At 50.4% G+C, this 14,936-nt stretch carries 15 protein-coding genes; 6 read left to right on the top strand and 9 right to left on the bottom strand.

Annotation, left to right across the window (positions count from 1 at the left end; genetic code table 11):
• Positions 1-74 precede the first annotated feature (74 nt).
• Positions 75-1,013 carry a hypothetical protein gene (locus tag KJS57_RS14935; protein WP_244861565.1) on the bottom strand — a complete coding sequence of 313 codons (939 nt, stop codon included), beginning with the start codon at positions 1,011-1,013 and terminating at the stop codon, positions 75-77.
• A 174-nt stretch (positions 1,014-1,187) separates the two neighbouring features.
• Here KJS57_RS14935 and KJS57_RS14940 point away from each other — a divergent pair, with 174 nt between their 5' ends.
• Complete coding sequence (locus KJS57_RS14940; protein ID WP_213655419.1) at positions 1,188-2,030, top strand: SDR family oxidoreductase; 843 nt, start codon at positions 1,188-1,190, stop codon at positions 2,028-2,030.
• A 135-nt stretch (positions 2,031-2,165) separates the two neighbouring features.
• Here the strand turns inward: KJS57_RS14940 and KJS57_RS14945 are convergent, their stop codons facing one another.
• The 5 genes from KJS57_RS14945 to ytaF all read right to left on the bottom strand — a co-directional run bounded on the left by KJS57_RS14945 (position 2,166) and on the right by ytaF (position 6,508).
• Entirely contained in the window at positions 2,166-3,380 is a 1,215-nt protein-coding gene (locus tag KJS57_RS14945) for a M24 family metallopeptidase (RefSeq protein ID WP_213655420.1), read from the bottom strand.
• 42 nt (positions 3,381-3,422) lie between these two features.
• Positions 3,423-4,073 carry an amino acid ABC transporter permease gene (locus KJS57_RS14950; protein WP_211021617.1) on the bottom strand — a complete coding sequence of 217 codons (651 nt, stop codon included), beginning with the start codon at positions 4,071-4,073 and terminating at the stop codon, positions 3,423-3,425.
• A 40-nt stretch (positions 4,074-4,113) separates the two neighbouring features.
• A complete protein-coding gene (locus tag KJS57_RS14955; protein WP_213655421.1) occupies positions 4,114-4,989 on the bottom strand; it encodes a substrate-binding periplasmic protein in 876 nt (291 codons plus the stop codon).
• Between the two features lie 52 nt (positions 4,990-5,041).
• Entirely contained in the window at positions 5,042-5,677 is a 636-nt protein-coding gene (locus KJS57_RS14960; RefSeq protein ID WP_213655422.1) for a TetR/AcrR family transcriptional regulator, read from the bottom strand.
• Positions 5,678-5,857: 180 nt separating this feature from the next.
• A complete protein-coding gene (ytaF, locus tag KJS57_RS14965) occupies positions 5,858-6,508 on the bottom strand; it encodes a sporulation membrane protein YtaF (protein ID WP_211021620.1) in 651 nt (216 codons plus the stop codon).
• Positions 6,509-6,653: 145 nt separating this feature from the next.
• Here ytaF and tatA point away from each other — a divergent pair, with 145 nt between their 5' ends.
• Positions 6,654-6,857 carry a twin-arginine translocase TatA/TatE family subunit gene (tatA, locus tag KJS57_RS14970; RefSeq protein ID WP_211021621.1) on the top strand — a complete coding sequence of 68 codons (204 nt, stop codon included), beginning with the start codon at positions 6,654-6,656 and terminating at the stop codon, positions 6,855-6,857.
• A gap of 132 nt (positions 6,858-6,989) precedes the next feature.
• Here tatA and KJS57_RS14975 read toward each other — a convergent pair whose 3' ends face one another.
• Complete coding sequence (locus KJS57_RS14975; RefSeq protein WP_211021622.1) at positions 6,990-7,970, bottom strand: MraY family glycosyltransferase; 981 nt, start codon at positions 7,968-7,970, stop codon at positions 6,990-6,992.
• Positions 7,971-8,031: 61 nt separating this feature from the next.
• Entirely contained in the window at positions 8,032-9,474 is a 1,443-nt protein-coding gene (locus KJS57_RS14980) for an MFS transporter (RefSeq protein WP_244861570.1), read from the bottom strand.
• A gap of 176 nt (positions 9,475-9,650) precedes the next feature.
• Here KJS57_RS14980 and KJS57_RS14985 point away from each other — a divergent pair, with 176 nt between their 5' ends.
• From KJS57_RS14985 to KJS57_RS15000, 4 genes are all read left to right on the top strand, one after another.
• Complete coding sequence (locus KJS57_RS14985; RefSeq protein WP_211021623.1) at positions 9,651-10,028, top strand: DivIVA domain-containing protein; 378 nt, start codon at positions 9,651-9,653, stop codon at positions 10,026-10,028.
• A 423-nt stretch (positions 10,029-10,451) separates the two neighbouring features.
• Complete coding sequence (locus tag KJS57_RS14990; protein ID WP_213655423.1) at positions 10,452-10,916, top strand: Dps family protein; 465 nt, start codon at positions 10,452-10,454, stop codon at positions 10,914-10,916.
• Positions 10,917-11,190: 274 nt separating this feature from the next.
• Complete coding sequence (locus KJS57_RS14995; RefSeq protein WP_213655424.1) at positions 11,191-11,838, top strand: transcriptional regulator; 648 nt, start codon at positions 11,191-11,193, stop codon at positions 11,836-11,838.
• A gap of 945 nt (positions 11,839-12,783) precedes the next feature.
• Complete coding sequence (locus KJS57_RS15000; RefSeq protein WP_211021626.1) at positions 12,784-13,119, top strand: KGG domain-containing protein; 336 nt, start codon at positions 12,784-12,786, stop codon at positions 13,117-13,119.
• 113 nt (positions 13,120-13,232) lie between these two features.
• On the opposite strand, the gene KJS57_RS15005 is transcribed toward KJS57_RS15000, so the two are convergent.
• Entirely contained in the window at positions 13,233-14,927 is a 1,695-nt protein-coding gene (locus tag KJS57_RS15005) for a methyl-accepting chemotaxis protein (protein WP_213655425.1), read from the bottom strand.
• Positions 14,928-14,936: the final 9 nt, after the last annotated feature.

The raw sequence follows: 14,936 nt of genomic DNA on the forward strand, positions 1-14,936 counted from the left end.
ATCACCCTTTCTCAATAAAATGGTTATATTTTCCTTTCTAGTATACCATGAATCTTGTAGGAAATCTAGGAATACTAGATATTCTTGGATAGCCAGTATCCAAGACCGCCACCTTGCAATAAACTCACTTTCGCTTCGATTTCCCGGGCCCCTTCTTCAAGGTTACTCCGCAGAAAATCATGAAATTCGTAAAGATCGGGTGCAAGGTCCCGAATAGCGACCAACTCCTCGTGATTGCGCCGGGCATGTTCCGACAGATGATTAAGCGTACCATGAATCGTAATGGCCTGCCTGATTTCTTCCGGTTCGGGCCTGCGCTCCCCCGGGATTTGCAAGTCAGTCTGGACGATCGAAACCAGAGAGTTGTAGCTTCCCTCGGCGAGGTCCTTCTCCCAGTCCTGCCAATCGTCCAGCAGTTGTAGCGTCACCAGAACGGTATCTACAGCCTGCTCCAAGCGGGGAATCTCTGCTTCCCGATCCGCGATAGACATTATTCCGGCAATCGCCAGCTTTACCTGGGCTGCCTTATGGCCCATTCTAACTGGATTCTCATGGTAGAAATCCGAACCCGTCTCACTGGATACGGCCTCGGCCCATTGGTTTACGTATTTTTTATAATAGGACCAAAAGAGAGGATTTCCCGAAAAACAGCTGCTGTACAATTTTACGAATTCCAGATGAATCAATTCGGCCAGCGGGAGTTGACCGGGCATCAGCTTGTCCGGTTCATCCATGCAGGCATCGATCAGATGGTAGTACATCATTCCGAAAATGTTGGCGACCGCAAAGCGGCGGCTGATTTCCGTATCTATGCCGGCCAACGGTTGTAGCCAGAAAGGTACCAGATAACATATGTAGTTTTTGGAACGATTGTCCTTCAGGGCATGGAATTTATCGAGATAATCCAAAGCCGGTTTCCGGAACGGTTCGGGAAGATCTCTCAGAATGGATTCCGCTTCGGCAAAAGCGAGACTAAGTTCCTGTTCGTAGGGTGTAAGCCACTTCAAAGACATGCCTCCTTTCATACTATCTTTGAACTAAGTCATGATTATATAGATTCCTTTATAGAATAACATGGAACCCGATAAAACCTAAAGCCCGGGTCTCAAGAGGGATTACACTGAATCCATAGAAATGTATAGTATAGCCGACTGACCGGCAGATAATTGTACAAGGGAGGGAACGGGATGCAAGGAAAGACGGTAATCATCACTGGGGCAAATTCGGGGATGGGGCTGGCCTCCACCATAGAATTGGCACGGCGAGGTGCGCATGTTGTGATGGCTTGCAGAAGTCCGGAACGGGGCCAAAAGGCGTGGGAAGCAGCCATCCGGGAAAGCGGATCAGACCGGCTGGAGTTGATGCTGTGCGATTTGGGCTCCCTGGACAGCATACGGAAATTTGCCGGGGAAGTGACGGAACGATACGGCGCGATTGATGTGCTGTTGAATAATGCGGGTGTAGTATCCTTGAAAAGGGAACTGACGAAGGATGGCTTCGAGTCTATGTTGGGAGTCAATCATCTGGGTCATTTTCTTCTCACCAATCTGCTGCTGGATTCGCTAAAGCGCGCCGAAGAAGGACGAATCGTCAATGTGTCCTCAGGCGCTTACAAAATCGGAAAAATTCATGAGGATCCGTCGCTGGTGCGGGGCTTTAATGTCGCGAAGGGCTATGCGCAATCGAAACTGGCCAATATTCTGTTTACGAAGGAGTTGGCTCGCAGACTGGAAGGAACCCGGGTAACGGCGAATTGTCTGCATCCCGGAGCGGTCGCTACCAATATCGGAGTTGACCGGAATACGGGGTTCGGCAAATCATTGGTTGGCTTATTGCGCCCGTTTTTCCTGACGGCTGAGCAGGGGGCGGAAACGGCGATATATCTGGCAAGTTCTCCTGAAGTAAAGGGGGTCACGGGACAATATTTCTATAAGAAACAAGCCAGGCCGCTTACCGCGAGGGGCGAGAACCCGGATTCCGCCCGCAGGCTGTGGGAATGGAGCGAGGAACAGGTCGGATTGAAACGATGATCGTCCTCATTAAGTAGGGAGCCGGAGAGATTCGGCAATGATTGAGTTAAAAAAGACGGTGACCGGGAGATGGATTATCTCCTTGGTCACCGTCTTTTTGTAATTTCTTATATGCGAGATGATTGGGGATCCCGGCTATAAAACAACCAGGTCCCGGGTCAGCTTGTTCAGCCGCTCGTTCCCGTTCCCGGTGATCAGCAGCATGTCCTCGATCATGACTGCGCCGACGCCGTAGCCATAATAAGGCGTTTCGATGCAGACAACCATGCCTGGCTCGAGCACGGTGGTATCGGCGGCGCTGAAGAACGGCGCCTCCTCGGTGGCGAGAGCCAGGCCGATGCTATGGCCGAGGTGGCCCCGGTTGTAGTCCGGTAAGCCGGAGCGCCGGATGACCTCCATGCCCTCGGCGAACACTGCGTCCATCGGCACCCCGGGGCCGGCGAGCTCCAGCATGCGGTCGTGGCCCGGCCGCAGCGCCGCATAGGCGCGCTTCGCGGCATCGCCCGGCTCGCCTAGCGAGAACGTGCGGGCGATGTCCGCGCCGTATCCCTGCACGTCGGCGCCGACATCAAACTTGATGATGTCGCCGGGAGCCGCACGGTGCGGCGCGTAGACCGACGCCGGCGCGAATTGCGGGCCGACGGAGATCGTGGTGAAGCGCTCGCTGAAGCCGAAGCGGCGGCGCGTCACCGCGATCCGGAACGCGGCCGCGAGCTCGGCCGCGGTAACGCCTGCGGCGACGGCCTGCACGGCAGCGCCGATCGCTTCTTCCGAAATCGCGCAGCTTTCCCGCAGCTGCGCGATTTCGAAGCCGGTTTTACGCGCGCGAAGCCGCGTAAACAGCGGGGCGGCTTCCGCCCAGCGCAGCTGCGGAAGCCGATCGGCGAGCAGCGCGCGCGTCCCGCCGCGCATGCCGCCCAGCTCGGCGGCGACGGCTGCGCCGGCCGCAAGGCCGCTGGCGCCGAGCGCCTCGGCCAGCGCCGAAAGCGCGGCGTCCGGCCCAGGAGCAGCCGGACGCTCGCCGCGGAACAGATCCCTTCTCATGCCGAAGGGATCATCCAGGTCAATCCATTGCGGGTAGGTAAGAATGTCAAAGCCCGGGATGCGGTCCGGCAGTCCCGAGGCTTCGAATTCGCTCATGAGCAATATGGATTTTCGGCCCGGATCACGGAACACGATGGCAAAAGCCGCCTCGGTCATCCGGAATGTATACATAAACATGCTGGGCTGGCCGGACAGATAGTAGACATTTTCGGCGCTGGAGGCGACGAGAGCGTCCAATCCTTCCCGTTCCAGCATTTCCTTGGCTCTTGAGGCCACGTCCAGCAAATGTTCTTCTTTAAGGTTCATACGGTTTCAGCTCCTTGGTAGGGTCGCCAATACATTCATTCATTAAATCTCGTAGGCTTTGGACAATCGTTTTTCGATGCGGTTCAAGATGATCGACAGGCCCGTGCTCATAATCCAGTACATCAAGCCGATGGCCAGAAAGAAAGGCATCGCCACGTAATATCTGGACACCAGGATTTGGGCCGCGCGGAACAACTCAACGACAGTAACGACAGATACCAACGAAGTTTCCTTGAGCATCCCGATGAATGAATTCCCAAGCGGTGGAATTGCGATTCGTGCCGCTTGAGGCAACACTACAAAACGCATTGTCTGCCAAGGGGTCATTCCCAGAGATTGAGCCGCTTCAGTCTGTCCGTGATCGACGGACATGATAGTGGCTCTAAACGTCTCGGAGAGGTAGGCGCCGATATTGATGCTCATCGAAAGGTAAGCCGACATCATAGGACTAAGATGTATGCCCCAGTCGGGGAGACCGAAATAGACAATGAAAATTTGCACCATTAACGGCGTGCCCCGGATAATCGACACGTACACCCGGGCGATATTCCGGATCACGGCATTCCCTTTTAACCGGGCGACGGCTACCACGAGTCCTATGATCAGTCCGAAGAACATGGACACCAAGGTGATTTGTAGCGTGTAATAAGCGCCGGTCAGCAAATATTCAAGATTATCGAGCACGAGTTTCATCGGGTTACCTCCCCAGAGCAGGATGAACTATTTATATAGCTTAAAAGTTAGGATCTACGTCAAACCATTTGTTGTACAACGTTTTAAGCGTACCGTCATCTTTAATTTCTTGAAGCGCCTTGTTGACGGCTTCTTGCAGATCAGGGTTATTCTTCGGCATAGCAACGCCGGCAAAATCGGATTTCAAAGGCTCGCCCACGGTTTTCAATTTCAGGTTATTGCTCTCGATGAGCGGCTTCAGAGCGAACACGTTATTGATCGTTGCGTCAATCCGGCCGTTGTTGAGATCCATCAGTGCGTTCAAATTGTCGTTGTAAGTCACGATTTCAAAATCGCCGATTTTCGGAAGGACTTCGTCGCGCAGGTAAGCTTCGTCATTCGTTCCGAGCGCCACGCCGACCTTTTTCCCTTTAAAATCTTCAACCGATTGAATGCTGTCGTTATTGTCTTTTACGATGATGCTTACATCATTTTTTACATAAGGCTCTGAGAAATCAATCGATTTCTTGCGATCCTCGGTGATTGTGACTTGGCTGACGAGAGCGTCGTATTTTCCTTTTTGCAGTCCTTCGATCAATCCGGAAAATTCACCGGTCACAAAGTTCGCCTCGACACCGATCCGCTTGGCAATTTCCTTGGACAAGTCGGCATCGTATCCGTCGACCTCATTGTTTTCATTGACGAAATTATATGGTGCGTACGTGCCCATCAAACCGATGGTAATTTTGCCTTTGCTTTTAATTTGCTCCAGCAGTTTGCCGCCGGAAGCGTTGCTTTCGTTTTGCGCTTGATCGTTGCCGGCCGGAGGTGTTTGGGAGGTGTTATTCCCGGCGTTGTTGCCGCAAGCGGACAAAACAAGGGTTAGCGCTGCAATCAGGGTCATGAAAAATAGGGATTTTCTCTTTCTGGATTTCATAGTGTGGTTCTCTCCTTATTTATATAATGTTGTTTGTGAGTGAAGTTTCTTATCAGCCAGGTTCGCCGATCAAACCGTAAAATTCAAAACGCGCGGCCGCATGGGCCATTTGCTCCGCCGTATAGACCGGGACGTAATCGACGTCATGCTCCGGCCCGAACAACCATTTGGAGATCGTACCTTCAATCAGGGAAGAGAGAAGCAGGGTTCGAAGCTCCACTCCCGGAGAATCGGGAAGCATTCCAAGCTCGGACGCTCTTTCGATATTGGTTCGAAAGGCTTGTCCAAAAGCCTGCCAGGTTTGCGAGACGGCTTCCTGGACGGCAGGATCGGCGCCTTGGCCCTTAATGAGCAGTAGTACCATCAAATGCCGTTCGCTCTCCGCGAACCTGAACAGCTCCGTCAGCAGTTTGCGCGTGGACACTTCCATGTCTTCGACCGTGCCAGGCTCTTTGCGGTAACCCGTCGCAATCGTTTCGACTAATTTGTCCTTACCGCTGCGGATCAATTCAAGCGTCATCTTTTCCTTACTCTCAAAATACCAGTAGAAGGTTCCCTGCGAGACGCCGGCAGTTTTTACGATATCCGAAATTTTGGTGTTGTGGTAACCTTTGCGGGCAAACCATTCCAGCGCGATGTCTTTCAATTGTTGCTTTCGCTCCGGATCAGGGGTGTTCGCTGATTCCAACCATGGCACCTACTTTCCTAATTGACTCGTCAGTCAGTTAATTCCGATAAGTCTAATAGTATTAATTAGTTTTAATTTTGTCAATTGGTCGTTGAAGTTTTTTTTAGAATAATTTTCTTCGATAAACCCAACATAGCCCCTTTCACAAATGGAAGGGGCATTAAGGAAGACGGTTGACGTTTATAAAATTTGATGCAGACCGATGATGATAAGCAGCAGGCCGGAAATGACGGTAGCCCGGTTGCCTAGCTTTTCGGCGGCGTATTTTTCACCGAAACCTGCGCACAGGGCCAGAAGCAGAAAGCTGAACACACCGACCGACAGAGAGGTGTAAAATACATTTAAATGGGTAATGCCCGCATTAAATCCGCCCGCCAGCGCGTTCATCGCAAGTGCGATGCCGAGCAGCAATGATTCTCCGAGGCTGAGACTCTTGGAGCTGTCTTTGTCCGCTTCCTCCGGATTGCGGAGCAGGCGGGTCAGAATCGGAGGATCGTCCTCCGTAGCAACGACCGGTTTCTTTTCCACAAAGGGTTGAAGAAGCACCCACACTCCGACAGCCACAATCACAATCGTGCCGATCCATTGACCGACCCAAGGATGAACCCACAAGGCGATCATGTTACCGAACAATCCCGACAATAGCGTAGCGATAAATGAAATGAGCGCGATCGCAAGGTTGGAATACCACGGAATATGGATTTTTCGGACACCGTAGGCGATGCCGACCCCTGCATTATCCAGGTTGGAGGCCAAACCGATGGCGACGACAGCCCAAAGGCTGATCATGTTCATGATGCTCGCTCCTTTGCAACATTGATGCCACAGCATATGCCCAGAAGCCGGTTTTGGTTTCTTCCAGTCCGAAGACAATTCAGGAATGTGGAGAAATTTAGCGAATCCTTATAAATAGTTTTCCTTTCTTCCGAATAAAGTAGTATAATTTTAAAAAAGATAGCCTAAAGAGGTGATATAAGTGCTTGAAAATTTGTTGCGGCCCACACATCTGCTGTTATTGGTTATCGCCGCACTGTTATTGTTCGGTCCGAGCAAACTGCCTGAATTGGGACGCAGCTTCGGGACGATGCTGAAGGAGTTTAAGAAAGGCGCTCGCGGGGACTTTGACGATGAGAAACCGAAGGAGATCCAAACCGCCGTACAAGAGACCAATAAATCCTAACATAAATAATCCCTGTTAATGCGGGGAGAACCTGTTTGCACAAAAATGAAGGGCGCCCGGTGGGCGCCCTTTTTGTGTGTCTAATGTATCTTTATTATAGAATTTGCAAGTTTACTATAAGAGAGCCCGAGATCACCCTTGTATAAGCAGCAGGATGATTGAGGACAGTCCGAGACAGGTGCTGATGAGGTACAGGAACATTACGGCCTGCTTATGGTTTAAGCCGGCGCGCAGCAGCCGGTAGTGAACCTGGCTGGCATCGGCCTGATAAATGGCTTTGCCCTGCAGGAAACGTTTGATGACAACGAACAGGTTGTCAAAAATCGGAACCCCCAACGCCAGCACGGGAATAAACAGGGAGAGTACGGTCGCCTGTTTGAAAGCTCCGTCCAGTGCGATCACGGCAAGCATGAATCCGAGGAACGTCGCTCCTGCATCGCCCATAAATACTTTTGCCGGCGGTTTATTATACCTGAGATAGGCAAGCGTCACACCGATAAGCGTAATGGATAGCATCGCGGATGTGGTCTGACCCTTAGTCAAAGCGACCACAAACAAGGTTACGGCCGAAATCGCGGACAAGCCGCCAGCCAATCCATCCAGTCCGTCCGAAAAATTAATAACGGTCGTTACGCCGAAAATCCAGAGAATCGTCAATATAAACTGCAGCCATACCGGCAAAAGTACATAGTCCCCGCTGAACGGATTGACGAAGCCGCTGAAAGAAATTCCAGAGGCGAACACCAGCACGGCAGCCGATACTTGTACGATCAGCTTCGGTAGGGCAGGGAAGTCTTTACCTTTGGTTTTGAACCAGTCATCGACGGTTCCGATCACAAGCAGCAGAATACCGCCCAGGAACAGAGCGCCTGTCTGCATCGAGAAATCCCGTGTAAAAAGGAGGTACGAGATAAAAAATCCTGCAAAGATCGCATAGCTGGCTGTCAGCGGGATCGGATTGCGATGGATTTTTCGTTCGACATCCTCTCTGGGCTTATCCACGAAATCAAGCCGGAACGCCAGTCTCCCCAACGGGGGAATCAGAAAATAGACAATGAGAAACGAGAGCAAAAAAGAATAGATATATAAGATTGTAGTCACCACCAAGGCCATTTTTACTTTACTTGCTAAGTCTTATTATAAAAAGAAACATGAATTCTGTCGAACAATTAAATCACGAATGGCCCGGTTTCGCTTGCCGGGGCTTAACCCGCATCCGTTGAACGGAGACGAGCAGGGCCAGCAGACAAATGCCCATCGCCGTCCAAAAAACCGTATGCAGCGCATGCAGCGCGGCTTCGGGCTCTCCGGATGACAAAGGCCTTAAATAGCTGAGACGTGAAGAGTAAATCGATATGGACAGGGAAGTGCCGAGCACCATGCCAATATTTCTCACCAACGCATTCAATCCTCCGGCGGTTCCCAGCTTGTCCCGGGACACCGAACCCATAATGCTGGAGTTGTTCGGGGATTGGAACAAGCCGCCGCCCAGTCCGAATAGTCCGAGATGTAGCCCTACCATCCATGCGCTCTCATTCGTCGACAGCGTGTTCAGCAGTCCGAAGGCGAGTGCGTTGACAATGAGCCCGGCGGTAGTCAGGGAATACGAGCCGATCTTGTCGGACAGCCAACCGGAGATGGGAGCGACAACGGCCATGACTAGCGGGTAGACCATCATCGTGTATCCGGTTTTGGCCGGAGAGAACCCGAGAACGTCATGCATATAGAACGGCATCAACACATTGGTAAAGAACAGGGCGACGAAGGAAAGGAGCGCCGTAATATTCCCGATCGCAAAGGCCGGAATCCGGTAAAGACTGAAATCGAGCATCGGGTAGCGGGTTCTTTTTTCCCATAAGTAGAACAAGATCAGCACCACAAGGGATAACCCTCCGCCGATCCAAACGGTAGGGGAGAGCCAGCCCCAGTCTTGTCCGCCCGAAATGACGTATAGAAACGCCACCATGCCGACCATGAAGAGCGTGGAGCCCGTGTAATCGAACGGCTGCTGTTCCTTGCGGTTGCGGTCCTTGGGCAGAATAAACCAGCCCGCGATAAATCCGAAGATCCCGATAGGGACGTTAATCCAGAAAATCGACGTCCAGCCCAGATGCTCGACCAGAATGCCGCCGATCCCCGGTCCGGTCAACGAGCCGAGCGATACCATGGTTCCGGTGATCCCCATAGCTCGCCCGCGTCCTTTGCTGGAGAACACCTCGGCGATAATCGCCTGGCTGTTGGACATGAGGCACGCGGCTCCCAGCGCTTGGAGTATTCGGGAGCCGATCAAAAGGCCGAGTGAGCCGGATATTCCGCAAAGGGCCGAACCGATGGCGAATATCAGAAAGCCGTAATTGTAAATTCTGCTGCGACCGAACATATCCGAAATTTTGCCCATGATCGGTAAAGTTGCGCATATCGTTAGCAAATACGCGGTAAGTACCCACTGGACGACATGAATGGGAGCGCTGAGTTCCCCGGCGATCGTGGGCAACGCCACATTGGCGATGCTTCCGTCCAAGGTCGACATAAAGGTGCCGAGAGAAACATTGGCGAGTATCACCCACGGGCTGGTTAGCCAGGTGGATTTTGCAGGTTTGTTATGTTCTTGTGCCAAGATGATAACCTCTTTTCAACTGCCGCTTTGGTATAATTTCGCTTTTTGTATTATATCATGGGGAGTGTAGGTTTACTCTGCGCCGTCATTGCGTCGAAAATCCGATTTAATTATGATACATTATATAGGGTATTAATAATGAAAAAATGTAAGCTTTAGGGTATGGAGGGATACTCATGCAAGATGAATACTCGCGCAAGCTGGAGGACCAGAAAGGACTGTTCCGGCAACTGGGCATCAAGCTGGATGCGCTCGCTATTCACGAAAAGGATTTCGACGTTAAGATGCGGGGCTACGAAAAAGAAGAAGTCGACCGTTTCCTTGATGACGTGATTATGGATTACGAACGTTTTTACGATATTATTACGGACCTGCTGGACAAATATAAAGAAATCCAGCGCCGCCAGGCTTACTGGGAGGAAGAGAAAAAGTCTCTGGCCGCCCGCAAGCCGCAGATCGATACGGAAAACTCGGTCGACCGCCGGATTGTGGAGGATGGCATCCGCCAACTGGAACGCAATCTGGAACAGTTGAAATTGCATATTCGTGGATAAAATCATAATAAGGAACCGGCGATTTTGCCAGGTTCCTTATTTTTTAGATATCAGAAAGTATAAACTTCGGAGCATTAGCTGCCTGATATCGCAAGAAAAACTTCCGCCAAACGCGGTCTGGCTTCCATGAAAGTGCGTCGATAGACGTTTTTCTTATGTTTCTTAATGAATTTGAGGATGTAATTCCTTGCGCAGGTAAGTGCAGGCGAATAAACAGCTATCTTTTTACGCAAACTTCTAAAAAGAAATCGGAACGAAAAGACCGGAAGGCGATCTTCACGGGATGTTCATGTTTTAAACGTTGCACTATGTACGGTATGGTGGTATGATTATAACAATATTTAGAATTAGTCTAAATTTAAAGTATCTTTCTAGTGCTGCTATCTCTACTTTAACATTATATTTTAATTGGAGGGAATTGAAATGACAAATCAAAACTTGACCCAAAACGAACTGGCTCTGGAAAAGCAACTGAACCTGCAAATTGCGAACTGGACTGTCCTGTATACGAAGCTGCACAATTTCCACTGGTTTGTGAAAGGTCCAAACTTCTTTACTCTGCATGAAAAATTTGAAGAGCTGTACAATGAAGTTGCCGCAAATATTGACGAGCTTGCAGAACGTTTGCTGGCCATTGGCGGAAAACCGGTAGCAACCCTTCGCGATTCCCTGTCCGTCGCTTCCTTATCCGAAGCTGCCGGCGGTGAAGCTCCAGAAGCTATGGTCGCTGCGATCGTTGCGGACTTTACGACGCTGCAAGGCGAATTGAAGCAAGGCATGGAAGCTGCAGAGGAAGCGCAAGACGAAGCTACTAGCGACCTCTTGTTGGGGATCTTGTCTTCGCTTGAGAAGCATAACTGGATGTTGAACGCCTATTTGGGCAAATAATTATCCACTGTTGGTTTAGCTATAATGGAGCAGGCCCCGCCATTGGTGGGGCTTGTTTTTTTGCGTTTTAGATTATTTATAGGAGATTTGAGTTAATTGGAAAATGTGATTCCAGTGATCATTTGCGCAAAAACCTCCTTGCCAGTCGCACTCGCATCCGTGTACACTATGGTTAGGAATTGACGGAGTGAAGAACACGCCGTTTCATTGCATTTGCCTATTGCGGGCGATGTCATGGAACGGCTTTTTTTATTTTTCGAGAGGCGGTGGAATCATGTTCGATCAAAAGTATGAAGAATGGATTTCTTTGAATCTGAAGGAGGAGGAGAATCCTAGGCGACGCGAACTGCTTGAGAAAGGATTGGGGCATGGGACGGTCGAGTTTTTACGCTCAGTTTGGTATCCTGCGGTGGGTAATTTTAATTACTTGTATCCTGAATGGGAAGTACGCGATTTTAACAATGGTTATCGGTATCTGGACCTTGCTTATATGCCGGGCGGTGCAAAAGGCGGGATTGAAATCCAAGGGTACGGACCCCACGCGAGAGACCTTGATGTCAGACGGTTTAAGGATCTATGCATGCGACACAGCATGCTGGCCCTCGATGGATGGGTGTTTCTGCCTATCGCCTACCTATCCATCAAAGAGGAACCGAAACAATGCCAGCAGCTCATCCTCTCCTTCGTCGGTAAATTTCTTTCGACCGATGTGTCGGTATCGGCCGAGATGGGGTGGGCGGAAGCGGAAACGATGCGTTTTGCGCGCCGGTTGCTGCGTCCTTTTTCCCCATCCGAACTCGCACTCCACCTTCGACTGTCGGATCGCCACACTCGCCGCATTTTGCACCGTATGGTTGAGTTGCAAATTTTGCGCGTCGCAGGAGAGGGCAGCCAGCGCTATCGCAAATATCAACTGCGATAGCAGATGGGCAAGAGGCGGAAACCAAGGTGGGTGTAAAGGCGTCGCGGACTACAGTTTGACGTGAAATGTACTCGTTGTGAACTCACCAGAACTACCTAAAAGTACTTGCAAAGAACTCGAAATAACTTGCAAAGTGCTCGCAAAGAACTCGCAAAGTGTTCGCAAAGAACTCGCAAAGTAGCTCGTCCAACGTCTAACGGACATAGGAGCCGTTAAACCGTGCAAAAAGGTAAGTTTGAAAATCTAACGGACACAGAAGACGCTAACTCACGAAAATCGCTCAAAATCTGATGGCGAAGCCCCATTTAAGGGCTCTGGTGTCCGTTAGATTTAGAAAGGAGCCAAATTTGAGGGAATAACGTCCCTGGTGTCCGTTAGAGAACCTACTAGTGTTGAGCCGACTTTTAACGGACATAGGAGCCGTTAAACCGTGCAAAAAGGTAAGTTTGAAATTCTAACGGACACAGAAGACGCTAACTCACGAAAATCGCCCAAAATCTGATGGCGAAGCCCCATTTAAGGGCTATGATGTCCGTTAGATTTAGAAAGGAGCCAAATTTGAGAGAATAGCGTCCCTGCTGTCCGTTAGAGTAACAACACTGGTGATGGATCCGACTTCACATTGCACGGAATCATACTATTGTCCCTATATGCCGCAAATTTCTAATTTACTTGTTCTACGAGACGCATTGGCCAGACTACTTTACTCACAGCTATACGACGAGCGAGAAACATACTACGGTTGGTTAATTGCATCATTAGTAAAATGCCGGAAAAAGTTTACGCAAATTGAAGCTCTCAATTGGTTGGATACGTTTGGTTAGAAATGTGCTTGCTTGCCTGGTATGTCGATAGGAATAGTTGTTTTGTTTTCTGAAGGGGGGGTAATACAATAGCGTACCGATGAACGGTACCATCCAAACAAACGATAAGGAGAGATTTCAAATGGCAAACAACAACCGAGATGGGAAAATGAGCCGTGAGGAAGCTGGTCGTATGGGCGGAGAGGCAACGGCCAAAAACCACGATAAGGATTTTTATCAGGAGATCGGTAAAAAGGGTGGGGAAGCCACTTCCCGCAATCATGATAAAGACTTCTATCAAGAAATTGGCCAAAAGGGCGGGGAGGCTACTTCACGCTCGCACGATAAGGATTTTTATCAGGAGATCGGACAAAAAGGCGGCGAAGCGCGCAGCGATTCAGATGGCAATAACGGCAAGATGAGCCGTGAAGAGGCTGGTCGCAAGGGCGGCGAAGCAAGAGCACGTCAGCGGAAATAATCTAGCGGAAAAGCGTTCGGTAGAGAATGCGGCGCTGAGGCTGCAGCGTTAAATTATAATTGAAACGCCCCTCATCCTTAGGATGAGGGGCGTTTTGCGATCAGTGCCGCGTATTAGACTTTAAAGCGGTCGATCAAAGTGTGCAGCCTTTCCGATAGATCGGAGAGGAAGGTAGCGGAAGCATCGACTTCCTGCATGGCTGCAAGTTGTTCCTCGGAAGCCGCGGACATGGTCTGGGTTCCGTCGACAGTTCCGTTAGCCACGTTTACAAGCTGCTCCATTGCTTCCACCAGCACTTTGGAGTTCACGGACAATTGACGAACCGTTTCGCTGACATTTTCAACGGCTTCGGCGGAATTCTTGGTCGATTGTTGAATTTCAAGGAAGGAGTTCCCTGCGTTTACGACAAGCTCGGTCCCAAGCTTCACTTCAAGAGTTGCCTCTTCCATGGTATCCGCGGTCGCTTCCATTTGTTTAATAATAAAGTTAATGAGTGAGGCGATCTGTTTGGCCGAGTCCGCGGACCGCTCGGCGAGCTTCCGGACGGAGGAAGCGACGACCGCAAAGCCGCTGCCATGCTCGCCGGCCCGGGCGGCCTCGATGGCGGCATTGATCGCAAGCAGGTTTGTTTCTGCTGCAATCTCTGTTATGATGTCGAGAATATTCTGAATTTCCCTCGAATGACTGCTTAGCTGTCCTATGTTGGAGGAGAGGCTTACGATCTTGTCTTCAATTGTATTCATTTGCTTAACGCCAAGCTGAATGGAGGTTCCACCATCCTTGGCGGCTTCAGCGGAAATCCGGGCTTCCTCCGATACATGGTCGGCCGTATTTACGATCTGGCTGATAAAAGCGGACATTTCCTGAAGGGCTGCCGAGCTTTGCTCCAGATTTTGCAGCTGTTTCTCCGCGCCTTCAGCCAGCTCTTGAATTATGTATACTGTTTGCTCGCTGGCCTTTCCGGTTTCCTCGGCACTGGCCGACAGTTCCTGGGAAGAGGAGGCCACCTGCATGGATGTTTCATTTACCTCGGTAATCAACTGGCGTAATTGTAACGTCATGTTGCCAAAATCCCGAGATAAGGTTCCCACTTCATCTTTGCTGGAGATAGATAGTGGCTCTACGGTCAAGTTGCCTTGGGCGACCAGGTTGACCTGTTTCGATAATTGCTCGATCGGACGTATCATCCGGTGAATAAAGAGATAGACGGCAACGATAGCCAGCAGGAACACTGCTCCTCCAATAATAAAAGGTAGGGCAATGATATCCCAAACCCGCTCATGAATGATGGAGGCATCGAAGTTAATCGCCATCAGGCCGACGATTTCTTTGGTCGGGTCATGGTCTTTATAAATCGGACCGTAGCCTGTCAGAAGCCCAACGCCATCATAGGTGTAGATTTTTGTATAAACGGAATGCTTGCTGTGCATAATCATATCGCGATCATCTTCGCTGAAGTAAAAATCGTCTCCGGCTTTATATCCGCGCTGTTTCAAATTTTGATCCGCGGCCAGGATTTTACCGTCCAAAGAAAGAATAAACACTTCCTTGAAGAGCGATTTGTGGTTTACGGTCCAGTTTAAACGTTCCTCCAGGGCTCCAAGATCGGAAGTATCCCCTTTAGCGAGTCGTTCAATGATTCCAGGATCCACAAGGCCAGTCGTGATGTTGGCACAGCCTACCGTTTCGATTCCGACAGACTCTTCCACTTGTCTGTAGGCCGTCTGGTAGCTGAAGAAGCCGATGAGTGCGCTCACAAGCAGGAGCACCCCGATAATGCCGGCAGTTATTTTTCTAGCGAATCCCATACTCATTCC

Origin of the sequence: Paenibacillus vini (assembly GCF_018403325.1) — a bacterium.
Taxonomy (GTDB): Bacteria; Bacillota; Bacilli; order Paenibacillales; family Paenibacillaceae; genus Fontibacillus; species Fontibacillus vini.